The sequence below is a fragment of the Glaciimonas soli genome (assembly GCF_009497155.1).
Taxonomy (GTDB): Bacteria; Pseudomonadota; Gammaproteobacteria; order Burkholderiales; family Burkholderiaceae_D; genus Glaciimonas; species Glaciimonas soli.
On the sequence record NZ_WINI01000007.1, the window covers coordinates 498,012 to 515,875 of the forward strand.

The 17,864-nt window shown below is 49.0% G+C and carries 14 protein-coding genes; 5 read left to right on the forward strand and 9 right to left on the reverse strand.

The genetic code is table 11. The annotated features are described in order from the left end of the window. Together GEV47_RS14465 and GEV47_RS14470 are read right to left on the reverse strand one after the other, a co-directional pair. Positions 1-447: a GNAT family N-acetyltransferase gene (locus GEV47_RS14465; RefSeq protein ID WP_153235452.1), complete on the reverse strand. Its 447-nt coding sequence runs from the start codon at positions 445-447 to the stop codon at positions 1-3. Then, positions 444-2,744, reverse strand: coding sequence for a heavy metal translocating P-type ATPase (locus GEV47_RS14470; RefSeq protein WP_153235453.1), 2,301 nt, complete (start codon positions 2,742-2,744; stop codon positions 444-446). Before GEV47_RS14470 ends, GEV47_RS14465 begins: the two co-directional genes overlap by 4 nt. A gap of 116 nt (positions 2,745-2,860) precedes the next feature. Between GEV47_RS14470 and cadR the strand changes: the two genes are divergently transcribed. Beyond that, on the forward strand, positions 2,861-3,313 hold the full coding sequence (gene cadR, locus GEV47_RS14475) for a Cd(II)/Pb(II)-responsive transcriptional regulator (protein WP_322741652.1): 453 nt from the start codon (positions 2,861-2,863) through the stop codon (positions 3,311-3,313). A gap of 1 nt (position 3,314) precedes the next feature. Here cadR and GEV47_RS14480 read toward each other — a convergent pair whose 3' ends face one another. The 7 genes from GEV47_RS14480 to GEV47_RS14505 form a co-directional block, all read right to left on the reverse strand. Further along, positions 3,315-4,247 (reverse strand): 2-hydroxyacid dehydrogenase, encoded by a 933-nt coding sequence (locus GEV47_RS14480; RefSeq protein ID WP_153235454.1) that lies wholly within the window; start codon positions 4,245-4,247, stop codon positions 3,315-3,317. Positions 4,248-4,307: 60 nt separating this feature from the next. Continuing rightward, entirely contained in the window at positions 4,308-5,171 is an 864-nt protein-coding gene (locus GEV47_RS14485; RefSeq protein ID WP_407646250.1) for a metal ABC transporter substrate-binding protein, read from the reverse strand. A 254-nt stretch (positions 5,172-5,425) separates the two neighbouring features. Beyond that, the gene (locus GEV47_RS14490) at positions 5,426-6,331 is read right to left on the reverse strand and encodes a metal ABC transporter permease (RefSeq protein ID WP_153235456.1); all 906 of its coding nucleotides are present in this window, start codon (positions 6,329-6,331) and stop codon (positions 5,426-5,428) included. A gap of 2 nt (positions 6,332-6,333) precedes the next feature. Next, entirely contained in the window at positions 6,334-7,107 is a 774-nt protein-coding gene (locus tag GEV47_RS14495) for a metal ABC transporter ATP-binding protein (protein ID WP_153235457.1), read from the reverse strand. After that, positions 7,104-7,256 (reverse strand): hypothetical protein, encoded by a 153-nt coding sequence (locus GEV47_RS19400; protein WP_194270670.1) that lies wholly within the window; start codon positions 7,254-7,256, stop codon positions 7,104-7,106. The genes GEV47_RS14495 and GEV47_RS19400 overlap by 4 nt, the downstream gene beginning before the upstream one ends. A 247-nt stretch (positions 7,257-7,503) precedes the next feature. Next, positions 7,504-10,863, reverse strand: a complete 3,360-nt coding sequence (locus tag GEV47_RS14500) for a UvrD-helicase domain-containing protein (RefSeq protein ID WP_153235672.1) — start codon at positions 10,861-10,863, stop codon at positions 7,504-7,506. A gap of 41 nt (positions 10,864-10,904) precedes the next feature. Further along, positions 10,905-13,664: a PD-(D/E)XK nuclease family protein gene (locus tag GEV47_RS14505; protein ID WP_153235458.1), complete on the reverse strand. Its 2,760-nt coding sequence runs from the start codon at positions 13,662-13,664 to the stop codon at positions 10,905-10,907. A gap of 338 nt (positions 13,665-14,002) precedes the next feature. Here GEV47_RS14505 and trxA point away from each other — a divergent pair, with 338 nt between their 5' ends. The 4 genes from trxA (at position 14,003) to GEV47_RS14525 (ending at position 17,705) form a co-directional block, all read left to right on the forward strand. After that, positions 14,003-14,332 carry a thioredoxin TrxA gene (gene trxA, locus GEV47_RS14510; protein WP_153235459.1) on the forward strand — a complete coding sequence of 110 codons (330 nt, stop codon included), beginning with the start codon at positions 14,003-14,005 and terminating at the stop codon, positions 14,330-14,332. 158 nt (positions 14,333-14,490) lie between these two features. Then, positions 14,491-15,753 (forward strand): transcription termination factor Rho, encoded by a 1,263-nt coding sequence (gene rho / locus GEV47_RS14515; RefSeq protein ID WP_153235460.1) that lies wholly within the window; start codon positions 14,491-14,493, stop codon positions 15,751-15,753. A 247-nt stretch (positions 15,754-16,000) separates the two neighbouring features. Next, on the forward strand, positions 16,001-17,305 hold the full coding sequence (gene tcuC / locus GEV47_RS14520; protein ID WP_153235461.1) for an MFS transporter: 1,305 nt from the start codon (positions 16,001-16,003) through the stop codon (positions 17,303-17,305). A 130-nt stretch (positions 17,306-17,435) separates the two neighbouring features. After that, positions 17,436-17,705, forward strand: coding sequence for a type B 50S ribosomal protein L31 (locus GEV47_RS14525; protein ID WP_153235462.1), 270 nt, complete (start codon positions 17,436-17,438; stop codon positions 17,703-17,705). Positions 17,706-17,864: the final 159 nt, after the last annotated feature.

Consider the following 17,864-nt stretch of genomic DNA (forward strand, 5'->3'; position numbering starts at 1 on the left):
TCAACACTGCGTTTCTACATGCGTTTCGAACGCATAACTGGCTTTTGATTTCTTGTAGCCCAATGCTTCATAAAACACATGCGCATCTTCTCTATGCACACCTGAACGCAAACGAACACGGGAATAACCATGATTACCTGCCCACTGTTCGGCTGCGCGTATCAGTCGACGGCCACACCCGTTACGCTGATATTGCGCGGCAACCACCAAGCCGCCAATATCCACATAACCGTCGCTTTCCAGAAGCCGCACGCCATGCGCATGTAACCAACCGACAATTTTGTCTTCGTACAACGCAACAAAGCAGACGTTGTCCGGGCGCGTCATTAATTGGCTAAAGCGTTGGGCAATCTGGCCTGGATTGGCGGCGTATCCCAAATCTGGCAAAAGAGCAGAAACTTCAACTGCATCTATTGCCAGCATTTCTCGTATATTTACAGCCATCATTTCAACGCTCTCAACAAACGTAAACCATTAAACACCACTAGCAAACTTGCACCCATATCGGCAAACACAGCCATCCATAAAGTTGCCTCACCAGTCAATGCCAGCACTAAAAATATCGCTTTGATTCCCAGTGCCAAAGTAATGTTTTGCATCAGCACACTATGGGTCTTTTTGCTAAGGCGGATAAAGTCTGGAATTTTACGCAAATCATCGTCCATTAAGGCGACATCTGCGGTTTCCAACGCCGTATCAGTTCCGGCTGCACCCATTGCGAAACCGATATTGGCTTTCGCTAAAGCTGGTGCGTCATTAATGCCGTCACCGACCATGCCGACATTGCCCGCATTTCCATACTGCGCATGCATCTCGCTGATCGCTTGCAATTTATCTTCCGGTAGCAAGTTCCCACGCGCATCAGTAATTCCGACTTTGCTAGCGATGGCTTGCGCTGTATGCGGATTGTCCCCAGTCAGCATGACTGCTTCAATATTCAGTGCCCGCAGTTGGGCAATCGCTTCCACGCTAGTGTCGCGTACGGTATCGGCAACGGCCAAAACTAATAAAGGTTGTGTCGTAGAACACAGCACGACCGTAGTTTTCCCCTGACTTTCCAACGCATCCAATTGGGCTTCCAATTCGTCACCGCAAATACCCATTTCGTGCACCATGCGGTGATTGCCCAGGTAAAAAACCTGGCCGTCGATTTCCCCTTTTACACCACGACCCATCAGTGCTTCAAAATCACTCACGTCGAATAAAGCATCGTGTGCTTTTTGTGCTTTCCAATCGGCAGCAACTGCAGCAGAAACCGGATGATCAGAACGGTTGGCAAGGCTTGCCGCCTGACGTTTCAACAAACTGAGATCTGCCGTATTTTGTGACGTAACCAATTCCGTATCGGTCACCACAGGTTTACCCAGAGTTAACGTGCCGGTTTTATCCAATGCCAATGCTTTTAGCTTGCGCCCCATCTCCAGATATACGCCGCCTTTAATCAAGATGCCGTGTTGTGCGCCAGCCGCCAAGCCGCTGACTACCGTCACGGGTGTTGATATCACCAACGCGCAGGGACAGGCGATCACCAGCAGAACCAACGCTTTGTAGAGCCATGGATAAAATGCGACTCCCATCAACAATGGTGGCAGCACCGCCACCAAAATTGCTAATGCCACCACCACTGGAATGTAATAGCGTGCAAACTGATCGACAAAACGTTGTGTCGGCGCGCGTTGGCCTTGCGCTTGCTGTACGCTTTTGATAATGCGCGATAAGGTTGAATTGGCTTGCAGTGCGGTGACTTGATAATCAAATGCGCCACGTTCGTTAATCGTTCCGGCAAACACATGATCTCCCGCTTGCTTAATAACAGGCATGCTTTCGCCCGTAATCGGGGCCTGATTAATCGTAGTCTGCCCTGCCATCACAATGCCATCCAGCGGTACCCGTTCGCCCGGCTTGACGCGCACCAATGCTCCCATGGCTACTTGTGGTGTGGCGATTGCTTGCCAGCTACCGTCCTCAGCTTGCACCGTCGCCATATCCGGGGCCATTGCCATTAATCCTTTGATTGCATTGCGCGCACGGTCTAGCGATAAGGCTTCTATCATCTCAGCCAACGCAAACAGGAAAATCACCACTGCAGCTTCCGGCCATTGACCGATAATCGCCGCGCCGATTACGGCCAGCGACATCAAAAAATTCATATTGAGCGAAAAATTACGCAAGGCAATCCAGCCCTTTTTGAGAGTATCCAGACCACCGGTAAAAATCGCCAGCAGCGCCAGGATAATCACAAAGATCGAGGTTTCATTACCGCTGGTCCACGCCACTATTTCTGCGCTTATTGCGGCAATGCCGGAGACAGCCATCAACAACCATTTACGGCGCGGAATGGCGAAATTTGCGTGCTCGTCATCCGATGTCAGCTTGCCGGTCAAGGTATCTGACTTCAATGCGGGATCAAGATCCAACGCTTTTAAAGTGCTGATAATGCTGTCCACTGACGGCAGGCGATGTTGTACCGTTAATTCACGCTGAATCAAATTGAATTGCATAGCGTCTATTCCCGCCATGTTTTTAAAGCGATCGCGTATCAATTTTTCTTCAGTCGGACAATCCATTTTCTGGATCAGGAAAACTGCTTCGGCGCTGCCGTTCGCGAGCACTGCCGGAGGTGCAACTACCGCAACGGCAGACGCTGCATGTTCATGGCTATGCGCATGATCGTGATCGTGATCGTGATCGTGATCGTGATCATGTTTATGGTTATGCTGATGGTCATGTTGACAACTGCTCATGAGATGTTCCTTGCATGCATTGTGATGATAGCCACTATTAAAAACCCTGAAGCTACTACAGAGTCAAGCAAAAATAGGTAAAATCACCATGTTGAAGCAACATAGTTGGAGCAAACATGACGACCACAATGAAAATCGGTGAGTTATCGGAGCAAGTGGGCTGCCCTATTGAAACCATTCGTTATTACGAGCACGAAGGTTTATTGCCTGCTGCCGCGCGTTCACCGAGTAATTACCGGCTGTATGGCGACACGCATGTGGAACGCTTGCAATTCATTCGGCATTGCCGTTCGCTGGACATGACGCTGGATGAAATTCGTAGTTTGTTGCAATTTCGCGATCTTCCGGGGGAAAATTGCGAACAAATCAATTCCCTTCTGGATCGCCATATTGGCCACGTAGCAGGTCGAATTGCGGAGTTGAAAGCGCTGCAGTTGCAGTTGAAACAACTGCGCACGCAATGCCATAGTGTTCAAGCTGCAAAAGATTGCGGCATCTTGCAAGGTTTGGCGGCAATGGAAGACGATGTCCCTGCCAATTTAGGTAGTCATGGCAGGGGCTGTCATTAGCCTACAGAGGTGTCAATACTGGCTGCCCGGCAAAATGACGTTGTGCGTTGTCCAAAAATAAGCGCACGGTTTCATCAACCGATTCCGGCGACCATCCGGCAACGTGCGGCGTCAAAACAGCATTCGGAAGATGCAGCAATTGTTCGGGCGGTTTTGGCTCACTTTCATACACATCCAATCCCGCTGCTGCAATCCGGTGTTGACGTAAAGCCTGCGCCAACTGTTCAGTATCGACTACGCTACCGCGCGCAATATTAACCAACACACCATTCGGTCCCAAAGCATCGAGTATTTCTCGATTAATCAAATGTTTGGTGCCTGCACCACCCGGCGTCGCCACCACCAAAAAATCTGCCCATTGCGCTAGCTTCAGCAACGAGTCGAAATATTCAAAACTAACGTCTTCACGCACAGAACGACTGTGATAAGCGATCTCTAAATCAAAACCCGCCGCGCGCTTGGCGATTTGCCTACCGATAGTGCCTAATCCGACTATGCCCAGCCGCTTGTTAGAAACGCTGGGCGGCAGCGGCAATGCCGTACGCCAGATACCTTGATGCACCGCGACACCCAATTGCGGTATTCCACGCACTGCCGCCAGCAACAATCCCATCGCATGGTCGGCAACACAGGCATCGTTAGTGCCAGCACCATTTGACACCACAATGCCACGCGCACGTGCAGCGGCGATATCAATATTTTCGTAACCGGCACCCAAAGCAGAGATCAGGGTTAAGTTGGGCATCAGTGCCATTTCGGCTGCAGTGAGACCAACGCTGCCGATGGTCAGTACCACTTGAATCTTGTCGCCATTTGCAGCGATTGTTTGAGCGCGTTGCTCTGCTGTCGGCGCATAAAACACATGAAAATCGGTGGCAATCTGCGCCAAATGCTGATCAAGTTGGTAGCTAAGAATAAGTAGATTAGGTTTCATGATGATCTTTGGTAAGAACTAAACAGCAGTATTAATCTATGTTCGCATTGCGGTGGTGAACTATTGGTTTTTCTTCAATCCAGCCAAAATCTGTTCAACATTAAATCGCATCATACGCAAATAGGTTGGCTCGCTCCCATCCGCCTTAGACAGTGCATCGGCATATAGCTTACCGCCCGGTGTGACACCCGTTTCGTTAGCAATTTGCTGCAGCAACTTTGGATTGCTCATATTTTCGAAAAACAAGGCTTTGATTTTTTGCTGACGCATTTGACGTATCAGCATGGCGACATCTCTGGCACTAGGTTCACTGTCCGTGGAAACACCTTGCGCCGCTAAGAATCGAATTTTGAAGTGGGAGCCAAAATACTCAAAAGCATCGTGTGATGTAATCACACTACGGCGTGCTTCAGGAATCTGGGAAAATTGCGCTTTTGCCCATGTATCGAGTTCTGTCAGTGCGCACAAATACGCGTCACCATTTTTTTGATAGACCGCTGCGCCCGCAGGATCAATTTTACTTAACGCTGCAACGATATTACGCGTGTAAATCATCACATTGGTCGGATCTTGCCAGGCATGTGGGTCCAGATCGGATGCAGCCTCGCCCTCGTGCTCATGTTCATGATTTGCATCCAGAGCACGCTTGCGTGCCGGCACACCATTGCTGGCAACGATCAACATACCTTTGTAATTTGCAGCATCAGTTAAACGTTGCATCCAGCCTTCAAACCCTAAACCATTCACCACCATCAGCTTGGCCTGTGTCAGCGTTCTGACATCTTTCGGTGTCGCTGCGTAAACGTGCGCATCTTCATCGGGGCCAACCAACGTTGTGACTTCAACACGGTCGCCGCCGATATTGCTGACGATATCGCCTAGTATGGAGAAACTGGTGACTACGGGGATTTTTGTTGCTGCCATTGTTGCACTACTGATGAGCAACAAAAGGGCCAGTAACAGCTTTTTAAAAATCGACATAAAAACCTTTAGATGGTGGACTTTCGCAAAACAGCGCAGGGTATTGCATTTTTTCTCAGAAAAGGTGGGGCTAAAAAAGAAAGAAATTAGTGTATGAGATGCTCACCCCAACCTTTCCTGCCACAGATACCTGCGTCATAAGACCGTGAGAAAAATGCAATACCCCGTGCTGTTTTGGGTTCCCCCTAGAATAAAACTCAACCCAAACGATGCGGCCGACGTAATAACTGCGGTAACCAGCCACGCGGCGCAATTAACAGAGAAAGTAAATATAACGCCCCTGCGCAAACGATGATGGTCGGACCGGAAGGCGTCGAAGTGTAATACGACACCAGCAAACCGATATAACCGGCCGCAGCTGCCTGCGCCGCACTATTTAATAATTGCGCCGGTAACGTGTCATGCCAAAGTCGTGCAGACACTGCTGGCAACATCATCAAACCTACCGCCATCAAAGTGCCAAGTGTCTGAAATGACGCCACAAGATTAAGTACCACCAGCATTAAAAATAGCTGTTGATACATCGCCCCACGACCGCCCTGCCCGCCCTTGGAGCCGCACGCGGCTAAAAATGAGGCGTCAAAACTTTCCAGCACCAGACCGCGATACAGTAATGCTCCAACTAATAAACTCACTGTGGTGACGCCAGCGACCAGAACTAATCCATCTCTGTCCACACCCAGCACATTGCCAAATAAGATATGCAGCAAATCCAGTTTGGAACCGTTAACAGATATCAGCATCACACCCAGAGCCAATGCCACCAAATAGACCGATGCCAGGCTGGCGTCTTCTTTCAAATCGGTATGGCGGCTAATTAACGCCGCAATCGCTACGACAATCACACCGGCTAAAAAACCGCCGATGGAGAGTGCTGGCAACGATAAACCAAATAGCATAAAACCGACCGCCACCCCTGGCAACACCGCATGACTAAGCGCATCGCCGAATAAACTCATACGACGCAAAGTGAGCAACACACCCAACGGCGCGCTAGAGAGTGCCAAAGCTAAAATGCCGATCAAGGCACGACGCATAAAAGCAAATTCCTGAAATGGCGCGAAAGCCACATCATATAAATTCAAACCGTGGAAAAAACTCATGCTCAACCCTTCACTTCTGAATGCGTGTGATCAGTGTCGACATGATCGGTATGACAAAATGGCGCGTTAGGGTCCTGCGCCTCTGGCATGTTTTTAGCCAAACGTAAGTTTTCTGCGGTCAGTACTGTTGCAGTATCACTCCACGCCACCAAAGAACGTGCCAACAACACGGCTTGCGGAAAATAGCGTTGCACTTGTTCGTTGTCATGCAAGACTGCAATCACCGTGCGCTTTTGCACGTGCCACGATTGCACTACGGCGAGCAGATCGTCAGTGGTTTTAGCATCGACCGCATTAAACGGTTCATCTAGCAAAATCAGCTGCGCATCTTGCAATAAAATACGGGCAAATAAAACCCGTTGAAATTGCCCTGCCGATAACGTCCCGATTGAACGTTCCGCAAAGCCATCCAGACCAACTGCGTGTAATGCGGCTTCGGCTTTTTCCGCCATGGCTTTGCTGATACCGCCAAATAAACCGGCGCTTTGCCAATAACCGAGCAACACACAGTCCATCACCGAAATCGGAAAGCCGCGGTCAATCTCAGCCTGCTGCGGTAAATAGGCAATGCGCTTCCGCGTTACGCTGATATCAACATGGCCGCTGTCAATTCGCACCAAACCCAACAGACTTTTTAGCAGCGTACTTTTTCCTGCGCCGTTAGGGCCGATGATGGCCGTCAACGATCCCTGCTCAAAGCAGCCGCTAATGTGATGCAACGCCGGATGTTGACGATACGCGACCGTTACATTGTGAAGTGTGACCGCCGACTTCATTGCATAGGCCCGGTAGTTCCTGCCAGCGCCCACCATACTCCCAGCCAAAACAGCACGCACACTGGCAACACCAGCATCAGCCTAAACCATGCGGAACGCGCCAATATGCTGGGGCGATTTTTTTTCTCAGAGGAGGAAGTTGTTGGCATTTTATTTATTGTCTTGAAATCAGATTGCAACCCAGTTGCAGAAGCAAGATTATAGTGCAACTTAGTTGCATTTGATAGTTTTACTAAAGTCTTTGATCAAACTGGCAGTCGTATAGCGCGTGATCGGTGCAGGAAAAATTCCATATGTTTGAACAATTTCTTGCTCAGGCATTTTTATGAGAATAAGCAACCCAACCTGATTTTCAACATGAAAAATACCACATCAACAACATTTACGATGCTCAAGCTAACCTAGTTCATGCAAAGCACCATCAGCGGTTATCACCGCTGTTTTTAATACTTTGCCAATGAAAACATTTTCCGCTGCCTTACGATAACCCGCTAATTGGGCTTGATATGCCGCCCGCTCGCCATCCAATAATTGGCGCTTGTAATCCAATATCCACACTTCCTCTTCAAAAATCACCACGCGATCAAACCGTAATAAAGTGGCATCCGCGATGACCTCCATTTCATTTCGCGCAGCGACATGTAGAGAAGGATCGAAAAAATGCGCCAGTGACGGCTGAGTCAGCACCGCCGTAGCTTGCTGCTGCACTATCGTTGCCAATTCCAGCGAACAAGGCAACCAACGCGCAATGGTTGTGGCATCCGGCACCTTGATAGGCCACTGATTTTGCTGCCGGCTCTGTTGAGTGAGTCGCTCCAACAACGCATGCAAAGCAATGCCCTCATCTATCGCGGCATTGCTGAAAGAACGCGGTGCTTCTGCCATACCATCGACTGCGCTCAACGGCGCTAACGGCAATTGCGGTGGATCGAAAACCGCAATATTGAAGTGTTCATCAGAACTTGATGGCATCAGCGACGCATTGTCCGCATTTTCATTCAATACTAATTCCGGGACCGCCAATAGGCGTGAATACCAACTCCCCTCTTTCATGCCAGCACTGGCATCACCTCGTCTGTCCGCAACACCGCTGATTATCAATAGCTGCTTGGCGCGGGTCATTGCCACGTACAATAAATTCCAGTCTTCCTGGGTTTTATAGCCCTCTTCCGCAGCGAACATGGCATCCCGCGCCGCGCCGCGTTCTGCGCTGCGGCCGAAGGCAGAAAAATGTACTGGCGCTTCAGCATCTTGTGGCCAATCGCACAGAATACCGATGTCATCTCGCGCCGGATCACTATGATTGGCGTCTACCAATACCACGATTGGCGCTTCCAATCCTTTGGCACTATGGACAGTCAGAATCCGCACGGCATCAGTTGCCGCCGTAATACTGGCCTCATCCGGGGCATCATTTTCTGCGTTATTTTGCAAAGTACGTAGCGCATCGATGAATTTTGGCAGACTCGGATAACGCCCGGCATCCATGTTTAAAGCGAGTTCGACAAATGCTTGAATATTTCCCGTCGCCTGATCACGTGTTAATTCAGTAGCCACTTGCGCGTAGCGCTCCAGCAACTGTCCCTGATGCAGCATCACATCCAGCAAATCATGCACCGCTATCCGTGGTGCCAACTTCAACCATTGTCTCAACAATATCACAGCACGCTGCAATGCCTCCGATGCACAGTCCTCTTGTGCGAGCGCTTGCAAACGCGGCCACCAGCCGTGTTCATCGCGCTGCGCAAGCAGTATCAAATCATCGTCGCCGGCAGAAAAAATCGGCGATTTCAAAATATGCGCCAACGCTCGGGCATCGTCTGGCATGATCAAAAAAGTCAGCAAAGCGATCAGATCAGAAATCTCCAGAGACTCCAATAAGCCGCCACGTCTATCTGACATAAACGGAATCTGCGCATCACGCAAGGCCGCTTCGTATGCATTCAGATGGGTACGTTTTTTGACCAACAACATGATGTCTGACCAATCTGCCGCACGCGTGCCTCCCCCGTCTTTGACGCGCAAAGTTCGCCGCACTTCCATCAAAGCCCGTGCGATGGCATGACCTTCATCCAAACGTCGCGCGTCCTCCTCCTCATCACGTGCTGTGGTCAGAGGATTGCGCCCGGTTTGCTCTGCGCTTTGTTCTGCACTCGGCGCCGGTTCAGATTGCGTAATCAAGGGCAAACGCCATACTGCACCGCCATCCTCTCCTAGGGTAGTTTGTGCCGAGAATAACGGGTTGACGGTAAAACTGGCATTCAAAACGTCAATAATCCCCCTCGCATTGCGTCTGGTCTGGTTCGCTCGCAAAACCGTCGCGCCCTGTTGTTGCAATATATCTCGCGCCGCCATAAACACCCGTGGTTCAGCACGACGAAAGCGATAAATCGATTGCTTGGGATCACCCACGACGAACACGCTAGGCTGATCAGCATCTTCGCCGTAGGCATTTAACCAGGCCCGAACGATGCTCCATTGCAGCGGATTGGTATCTTGGAATTCGTCCAGAAGAATATGCTTGTAACGTGTATCCAAGCGGCTTTGCACATAGGCAGCACTTTCTGGATTAGTCAGCAAGCGATAGGCTTGCCATTCCAGATCGGCGAAATCTAATACGCGTTGCTCAGCTTTGATGGTTTGGTAAGTTTCCAGATACGCATTACCGGCGATGAAGAGATGTTGATTCAACGCTAAAACATTGCGCTCAAAACTACGCCGACGCAATCTGCTGAATGCTTCACAAATTTCCTTAAATTCTTCGTCAAAGACGCGCTCACCATCCGCACCAATATTCGTTTCTAACGCTTTTAATAAATCCTTGGTCTTACGGATTTTTCTAGGCTCTCCTGCTCCAGTAAAAAATGCGTTCCACAGGGCGTCAAAATTCTCAATAGCAGCGCCATCAGAGTAGGCTTTTTCAATTGACGTTCCACTTTCCTGATTACTCGCAGAGCCTTTACCTAACAACCAGGCGATATTTTTTATGCGTGCTGCTAACCCATCATTCGCCCACACAGACAGTCTTGCATCAACCGTGACGTCATCACCGCACAACTCGATCAACCATTGCAGCGGCTGATCAGCATCACTTTGCGTGGCTGCCCACCATTCGGCACGTTTGCTGATAAATGCATCCAATAATTTCCGTGCACTGAAATCGCCCACTTGCTCATACAAACTCACCATCGCCTGTTTGATTTCAGCGTTATCTTTTTGATGCAACTGCTGCATAAAGCGACGATAGGCATCAGCCAGTAACTCCCCCGTTTTCTCAGTCAAAGAATATCCATGTGGCACACCGGAAGACAGTGGCGCAATCTGCAACAAGCGCGCAAACCAGCTATGAAATGTATCTATCGACAAACTGTGTGGACTGGCGAGTACACGCTCATATAAACACCGTGCAGCTGGCATGGTTGCGGCAATATCGCGCGACCCGATACCGCGTTCAAGCAATAATTGACGCGCATTTTGTTCTGGCTGCAAAGCCAAATCGTGCAGTAATTCCAATAATCTTTCGCGCATTTCTTGCGCGGCTTTACGGGTAAAAGTAATCGCCAGCAATTCGGATGGCGCTGCTCCCGCCAATAACAAGCGCAGCATACGTGCCACCAATAGCCAGGTTTTTCCACTACCTGCACATGCCTCCACCACCACTGAGTGATGCGGATCGCAAGCGGCGTTTGTGAAATCTTGCGCTTCGACTGGCGCACCGTTCATCTGGTACGGATAAGCGATCGTGTTCTCTGCCATTGCTACGTTACTTTCATTACCGTCATTAAGTTCGCCATGCATTACCATGCTCCTTTACGGCATAAACCACGTACATCGCAGTATTGACATACTGACGTCGCGCCGTTCGCCGGCAATGGTGCGCCATTGGCGATGTCTTGCATATTTTGTTTAATTTTTTGCGCCAGGGCTAGTTGGGCATGCGCATAGTCGGGTGCTTCGACATCGGCGCATTTGTCTTTGGTTGTTTCCAATGCGACGTAATGTGCACTCACTACCGGAACATCCGATAACAATCCATAAAACGCCAATTGATGATCTTCATCATCACTGCGTTTTTTATTCAAAACCACCACACTGTTGGTTTTGTAATCCAACACTGAACGTTCGCCCTCCGCATTTTCATCGATGCGATCAATGCGACCATGCAACATGAGTTCACCGTGCTCTAAAGCGAGTGGCTTTTCATAAGATGCTTCACCCAGAATAAATTTCCATCCCTGTGCTTCGCGCTCGTTAGCCCAGGTCACATAAGCAGCAATTACTTTTTGCCAGCGCACGAAATAACCAAGTGCTGCAGGATTTTTGGCGATGACTTTATCGAAATGCTGTGTTGATATATCACGCAACAACGCTTCTCGTGGCTCTTGTAGATTCGGAACAGGATGGTCACGCAGGTGCTCGTGATAGGTCTGCAATATCTGATGCAACCATCCGCCGTAATCACGTTTTTCAGGCAAATCGGATAACTCATCCAGCGATGCCAGACCCAACATACGCGTGGCAAAAAATTGATAAGGGCAGGCAATAAAACTGCTGTAACCACTGGATGACAATCGCTCCGGTTGCAAGATACTGGCAACGGGCGTTGGCATTTGCATCATGTGCGCTGGCAAACTGCGCTCTGCAATGGCGGCCACGTGTTTCGGCAATTCTGGCCATCCATTTTGTGCGAGCGTCAATTCCAATCGCTCTAACCATGGGCTGACAGGATTCGGTTCACCATCTTTATGTGCCTGCCATGACAATACGACCTCTTTATTCATCGCCAGCAACTCCATCAGATCGCGCATTTGTTGACGCTGACGGATTTCTCTCGTGATCAAGCCTAGTTCACGGCGCACGGTGTTGGCAAAGAACAGCGTTTCTTTCGGTTGCGACGGCAAATGATCTGCATCTGCACCGACCAATAACACGGCATCAAAGTTACGCATGCGCGCACCATTGAGCGGCAGCATCACTACCCGTTTATCGTTGTTGGTAGTGATGAAGCTGGTGTCATCCAATTGCAAATTGACTAATGCACGCCATTCGGCGAATGAAAATTCCGTGGCATCCTCATCCGTATTGTCAACATGCGGAGTAATGTTTTCCAGCATCTGCATAATCTGCTGGCCTGCGGAGTCAGCTAGTAAAGCAACTGGCAAACCTAATGCATCCAAACTCTTGGTTGCAGTTATCCAGGCGCGCAAGGTTTTGCGACCGCTGAATAAAGCGGCCTGCTGTGCCAGCATCGCGACGATTTTTTGTTCTGCTGGTCGTGCTGCTAATGCATCGCTGATGGCGCTCCACCCACTACTCACATTGGCGCGGCGCAAAGTGGTTTCTATCGTCATTACATGTGTTGCCTTGTGTGGCAATTCGGCCAGCACAAAAGGTGACTTCAACAAATCTAACAAACTGCTGGTGTCGCCGCGTTGTGTGATCACATCAAACCAGCTTGCCAATGCTGACGCAGCGCGCGTTGTCGATAATTTCCAACCGGTTTCATCGGCTACATGTACTTGTGCGCGTTCCAGCAATGCGCGCATGCGGCGCGCAACAACACGATCTTGCGCCACAATGGCAAGCTGAGTTTTACCTTGTTGAAGCCAGTTGAGTATAGTTTGCGCACCCTGCAGCGCTTCGTCTTCGATGCTTTGCGCAGAACACAAAGCAATTCCAGTAGGCGCATCGAGTGAGTTTGATGGCGCGATCGAAAATAAATCGTCAGCCACAATTGGATAATCATCTTCTTTAGCGATCATCTCTGGCCACGCTTTTACATAAGATAGATACGCTGGTGCAAACGCGTCAGAGTGCCAATCCAACGTAATCTGTCGCACAGTTTGATGTTGAGCGTAAGCATCCAAAAATGCTTGCTCCATCGGCTCAGGAGCCACTGAACTGATCCATGCCAACGGGGCATCAGCGTACTGCGCTAACTGCAGCAATTTTTCAAAACGTACGGCAATGGCGTCATCACTATCTAACTGGCTTTTCCACACCGACCAGACTAACTGCGCTTCATCCGAAAGCAATTCTCTGGCACCCGGAGATAATTGTTCCAACGCATGTTGCCAACGCTGTTCAAGCTCTTCCGTGTTGTCTAAACCGTTAGCGCCCCGTAATGATGGCAACAAGGCTTGCGTCAACTCGTCGGACAACGCCAACAAAGTTTGTGCCAATGGCAGCAGATCCGTATTGCGTCGTGCAGAGAATAGTTTTTTCAACCAGGCGTGTTGTCGTAGCTCCGCGTACAGACGCATCAAGCGTTCGCTACTGGAACTGACGGCGGCAGTCCGTGATAAAGGCGGTAATATTTCTAACCATGTCGATAAAGTTGAAATACGGGGCGGAATAAAAACCCCTCCCAGCTCTGCCGCTAATGCTGCTTTTAACTGTTGAGCATGGGCGAAGGTAGGTACTATTACACGCCAATTGGAACAATCTCGACTATTACTGGCACCGACAGGTTCATCGTGGCATGCAGCCAATAGTGCGCGTGCGACGTCTCGCCAGAAGGTAGTCGACGGGTTAATGTGGATTACATTACTTGGCATGGAACTCTCAACGGAGGATGGGCATTTTGCGGCGGATACGCCACATTTTATGCGAGCAATCGGTGAGCGGCTGTGGAATATGCGGAAGTATGCAAGAAAAATAAATACAAAAATAAAACCATGATCACCACTTTTTATTAAAATCGGTTATGATTCAATGAATTTCCCGCCGCAATACCTCTTATACCATCCACAAAATACTTGAAGAAAACTACGACGTCCCCATTTATTCACTAGAATAGGGGAACAACCGCCGCAGATGTCCGTAAAGTAGTAAATACGATGGATAAAACGTCTCGGCACTCAATCATTCTTTTTCCCCTCACTTTGAGGAAACTATGAGCCACCACAATATTAAACACGTTACCGACGCATCTTTTGACGCAGATGTACTTAAATCAGACAAACCGGTTCTGGTTGATTTTTGGGCCGAATGGTGTGGTCCATGTAAGATGATTGCGCCTATTCTGGAAGAAGTTGCTACAGATTACGGCGACAAAATTCAAATCGCTAAAATTGATGTCGATGCAAACCAGACAGTTCCTGGAAAACACGGTATTCGTGGCATTCCAACCTTGATTTTGTTTAAAAATGGCGTTGCTGCGGCACAAAAAGTTGGTGCCCTGTCAAAAAGCCAACTAACAGCATTCATTGATAGCAACATCTAAAATTAAAGCTAATTCCGCTAATCCATAGGTGGCAAGTGCGCTCGCATCACCACCTGTGGTTTTAGTTATAAAATTAAGCAATAAAAATAAGTACATACAGACGACACCACGTAGTTCCTCCCCCACCAAACTTTCCCATCCCGGGACACCAATACACTATGCATTTATCTGAATTAAAGGCGTTACACGTCTCTGCCCTGCTAGAAATGGCAATTGGCCTCGACATTGACAACGCTGCGCGCTTGCGCAAACAAGAACTGATGTTCGCGATTTTGAAAAAACGAGCGAAATCAGGAGAACAAATTTTTGGCGATGGCGCCCTGGAAGTTTTGCCCGATGGCTTTGGCTTTCTGCGCTCGCCCGACGCCAGCTACATGGCGTCCACTGACGACATTTACATTTCACCATCACAAATTCGCCGCTTCAATTTACACACCGGCGATTCAATTGAAGGTGAAGTTCGCACCCCGAAAGATGGCGAACGTTATTTCGCCCTGGTGAAAGTTGACAAGGTCAACGGCGAATCACCAGAAGCTTCAAAACACAGAATTCTGTTTGAGAACTTAACCCCGCTGCATCCGAACAAGCCGCTGCAATTAGAGCGCGATATGCGTGGTGAAGAAAATACCACCGGTCGTATCATCGACATGATTGCGCCTATCGGTAAAGGTCAGCGCGGCCTGTTGGTAGCGTCACCGAAATCCGGTAAATCGGTCATGTTGCAACACATTGCGCATGCAATTACAACCAATCACCCTGACGTTGTCATGATCGTACTGTTGATCGACGAACGTCCGGAAGAAGTGACTGAAATGCAGCGCTCCGTCCGCGGCGAAGTGGTGGCATCGACTTTTGATGAACCGGCCACACGTCACGTTCAAGTCGCCGAAATGGTGCTTGAAAAAGCCAAGCGCCTGGTTGAAATGAAAAAAGATGTGGTGATTCTGCTCGATTCGATCACCCGTCTCGCACGCGCTTACAACACCGTCATCCCGGCATCCGGCAAAGTATTGACAGGTGGTGTTGACGCCAACGCGCTGCAACGTCCAAAGCGCTTCTTCGGAGCAGCACGTAATGTCGAAGAAGGTGGATCGTTGACGATCATTGCCACGGCGCTGATCGAAACTGGCAGCCGTATGGATGATGTGATTTACGAAGAATTCAAAGGTACCGGCAACATGGAGGTCCATCTGGAGCGCCGCCTCGCTGAGAAGCGCGTTTATCCAGCGATCAACCTCAACAAATCCGGTACACGCCGCGAAGAATTGTTGATCAAGCCTGATCAGTTGCAAAAAATCTGGGTACTGCGCAAATTACTATATAGCATGGATGAAATCGAAGCGATGGAATTCATCCTCGACAAAATCAAAGCGACAAAGACCAATCTGGAATTTTTCGACATGATGCGTCGCGGTGGTTAAGCACCAGGCACATTGGTGATCAGCGGGAGTAAGCACTTGTGGCTTGTTCCCGTTTTTTGTTACGAAGATCAATCACAGATTTTTTTCAGAGCTGACTAGCTCAGCAAAAAGTCTGGCGCAAACAAACAGAAGTAAGGCAGGTATGGTATTTTGCGTAAAGCTCAATCGAAGCTGGCACTGACCATAAAAAATGGCTAAATATCATCTTTATCCGCCCTCCTTTGACCATTAAAAAATCAGAGACATCATGGCAAACACTAATACTAAACAATCAAAAATCGGCACTGTGCTGCGAGTTACCAGCGGCAATTTCATGGAGATGTTCGATTTCTTCCTGTTCGGGTTCTACGCAACCCACATTGCAAAAACTTTCTTTCCGGCGACCGATGAATTTGCGTCGCTGATGATGACTTTCATGACGTTTGGTGCAGGCTTTTTGATGCGACCATTGGGTGCCATTATTCTCGGTACTTATGTCGACCGCATTGGCCGCCGCAAAGGCTTGATCGTCACGCTGGCGCTAATGGCTTTAGGGACCATGCTAATCGCCTTCGTTCCGGGGTATGCAACCATTGGCTATCTGGCACCAATTTTAGTGTTGACGGGACGGCTGTTGCAAGGCTTCTCAGCTGGTGTCGAGCTGGGCGGTGTATCGGTTTATTTGTCCGAAATGGCGACACCAGGTCACAAAGGTTTTTATGTGAGCTGGCAATCTGCCAGTCAACAGGTAGCAATTATCGTCGCAGCAGCATTAGGCTACGCTTTACAAGTCAATCTGGAACCAGCGCAAATTGCTGATTGGGGATGGCGCGTTCCTTTCTTTATCGGCTGCATGATCGTTCCTGTGCTGTTTGTGATTCGCCGCTCACTGCAAGAAACGGATGAATTTTTAGCGCGCAAACACAAGCCTGATTTACAAGAAATCTTGCACTCAGTGGCAACTAATTGGGGCATTGTTGTTGCTGGGATGATGCTGGTCGCCATGACGACTGTTTCGTTCTATCTGATTACCGTCTACACGCCTACTTTCGGCAAATCGGTGCTCAAACTTAGCACCGTTGACGCTTTAGTTGTCACCTTCTGCGTCGGCATCTCAAATTTCATCTGGTTGCCAATAATGGGAGCCTTATCCGATCGCATCGGACGCCGGCCATTGTTGATCGTGTTTACCGTATTGACCATTTTGACTGCCTATCCGGCACTATCCTGGCTAGTTGCAGCACCAAGCTTTGATCGTATGTTGATGGTTGAGTTATGGTTGTCGTTTTTATATGCCAGTTATAACGGTGCGATGGTGGTTGCATTGACCGAAGTTATGCCGGTGCATGTGCGTACTGTTGGCTTTTCTTTAGCTTACAGTCTGGCAACAGCCATCTTTGGCGGATTTACACCAGCCATTGCTACTGGCCTGATTCAATACACAGGAGATAAGGCTGCGCCAGGGATATGGATGACTGCGGCAGCGATTTGTGGCTTAATTGCAACACTAATCCTCTATCGAAAAAGTGCAATGCCGCAAGACACCGCGACCTATCAACCGACAAGTCACTGACGTCTGGGGATTTTCTACACATTTTGCTGTATAATTTTGCGTTTTCCACCTTGGCAAGTGATATGCAATCGGGTCAAGAAGCAAGACGACCGACGAAGTGCAGATTGGCTACCTAAACTTAGAGGCAATAATGAAAGACGGCATTCACCCAAATTATCGTGAAGTTTTGTTCAAAGACATGACTTGCGAATTCGAATTCGTTACACGTTCGACTATCCAAACACGCGATACAGGAACATTCGAAGGTAAAGAATACCCACTCGTAAAGATTGAGGTTTCGTCGGAATCACACCCGTTCTACACTGGCAACCATAAAATCGTTGATACAGCTGGTCGTGTTGATAAATTCCGTAAGAAATTTGGTGCAGTTGGCTCGAAAACAGCTATCGCTAACACCTAATCGCAAATACCTATTTGACGATCAAAAGGCGGCCTCGGCTGCCTTTTTTGCTTTTCGGGATAACGCGCCGATTTGAATGCAGAAAATACCTGACGCAAGATATTGCGCCCACTCTGCTCAATCTTTACAAACACAATCTATTACAAAAAGATACAGCGT

Excerpts from the sequence above, each read along its gene's own strand:
- GEV47_RS14465 (WP_153235452.1), bottom strand. The coding sequence starts at position 447 with ATGATGGCTGTAAATATACGAGAAATGCTGGCAATAGATGCAGTTGAA.
- GEV47_RS14470 (WP_153235453.1), bottom strand. The coding sequence starts at position 2,744 with ATGAGCAGTTGTCAACATGACCATCAGCATAACCATAAACATGATCAC.
- cadR (WP_322741652.1), top strand. The coding sequence starts at position 2,861 with ATGACGACCACAATGAAAATCGGTGAGTTATCGGAGCAAGTGGGCTGC.
- GEV47_RS14480 (WP_153235454.1), bottom strand. The coding sequence starts at position 4,247 with ATGAAACCTAATCTACTTATTCTTAGCTACCAACTTGATCAGCATTTG.
- GEV47_RS14485 (WP_407646250.1), bottom strand. The coding sequence starts at position 5,171 with ATGGCAGCAACAAAAATCCCCGTAGTCACCAGTTTCTCCATACTAGGC.
- GEV47_RS14490 (WP_153235456.1), bottom strand. The coding sequence starts at position 6,331 with ATGAGTTTTTTCCACGGTTTGAATTTATATGATGTGGCTTTCGCGCCA.
- GEV47_RS14495 (WP_153235457.1), bottom strand. The coding sequence starts at position 7,107 with ATGAAGTCGGCGGTCACACTTCACAATGTAACGGTCGCGTATCGTCAA.
- GEV47_RS19400 (WP_194270670.1), bottom strand. The coding sequence starts at position 7,256 with ATGCCAACAACTTCCTCCTCTGAGAAAAAAAATCGCCCCAGCATATTG.
- GEV47_RS14500 (WP_153235672.1), bottom strand. The coding sequence starts at position 10,863 with ATGGCAGAGAACACGATCGCTTATCCGTACCAGATGAACGGTGCGCCA.
- GEV47_RS14505 (WP_153235458.1), bottom strand. The coding sequence starts at position 13,664 with ATGCCAAGTAATGTAATCCACATTAACCCGTCGACTACCTTCTGGCGA.
- trxA (WP_153235459.1), top strand. The coding sequence starts at position 14,003 with ATGAGCCACCACAATATTAAACACGTTACCGACGCATCTTTTGACGCA.
- rho (WP_153235460.1), top strand. The coding sequence starts at position 14,491 with ATGCATTTATCTGAATTAAAGGCGTTACACGTCTCTGCCCTGCTAGAA.
- tcuC (WP_153235461.1), top strand. The coding sequence starts at position 16,001 with ATGGCAAACACTAATACTAAACAATCAAAAATCGGCACTGTGCTGCGA.
- GEV47_RS14525 (WP_153235462.1), top strand. The coding sequence starts at position 17,436 with ATGAAAGACGGCATTCACCCAAATTATCGTGAAGTTTTGTTCAAAGAC.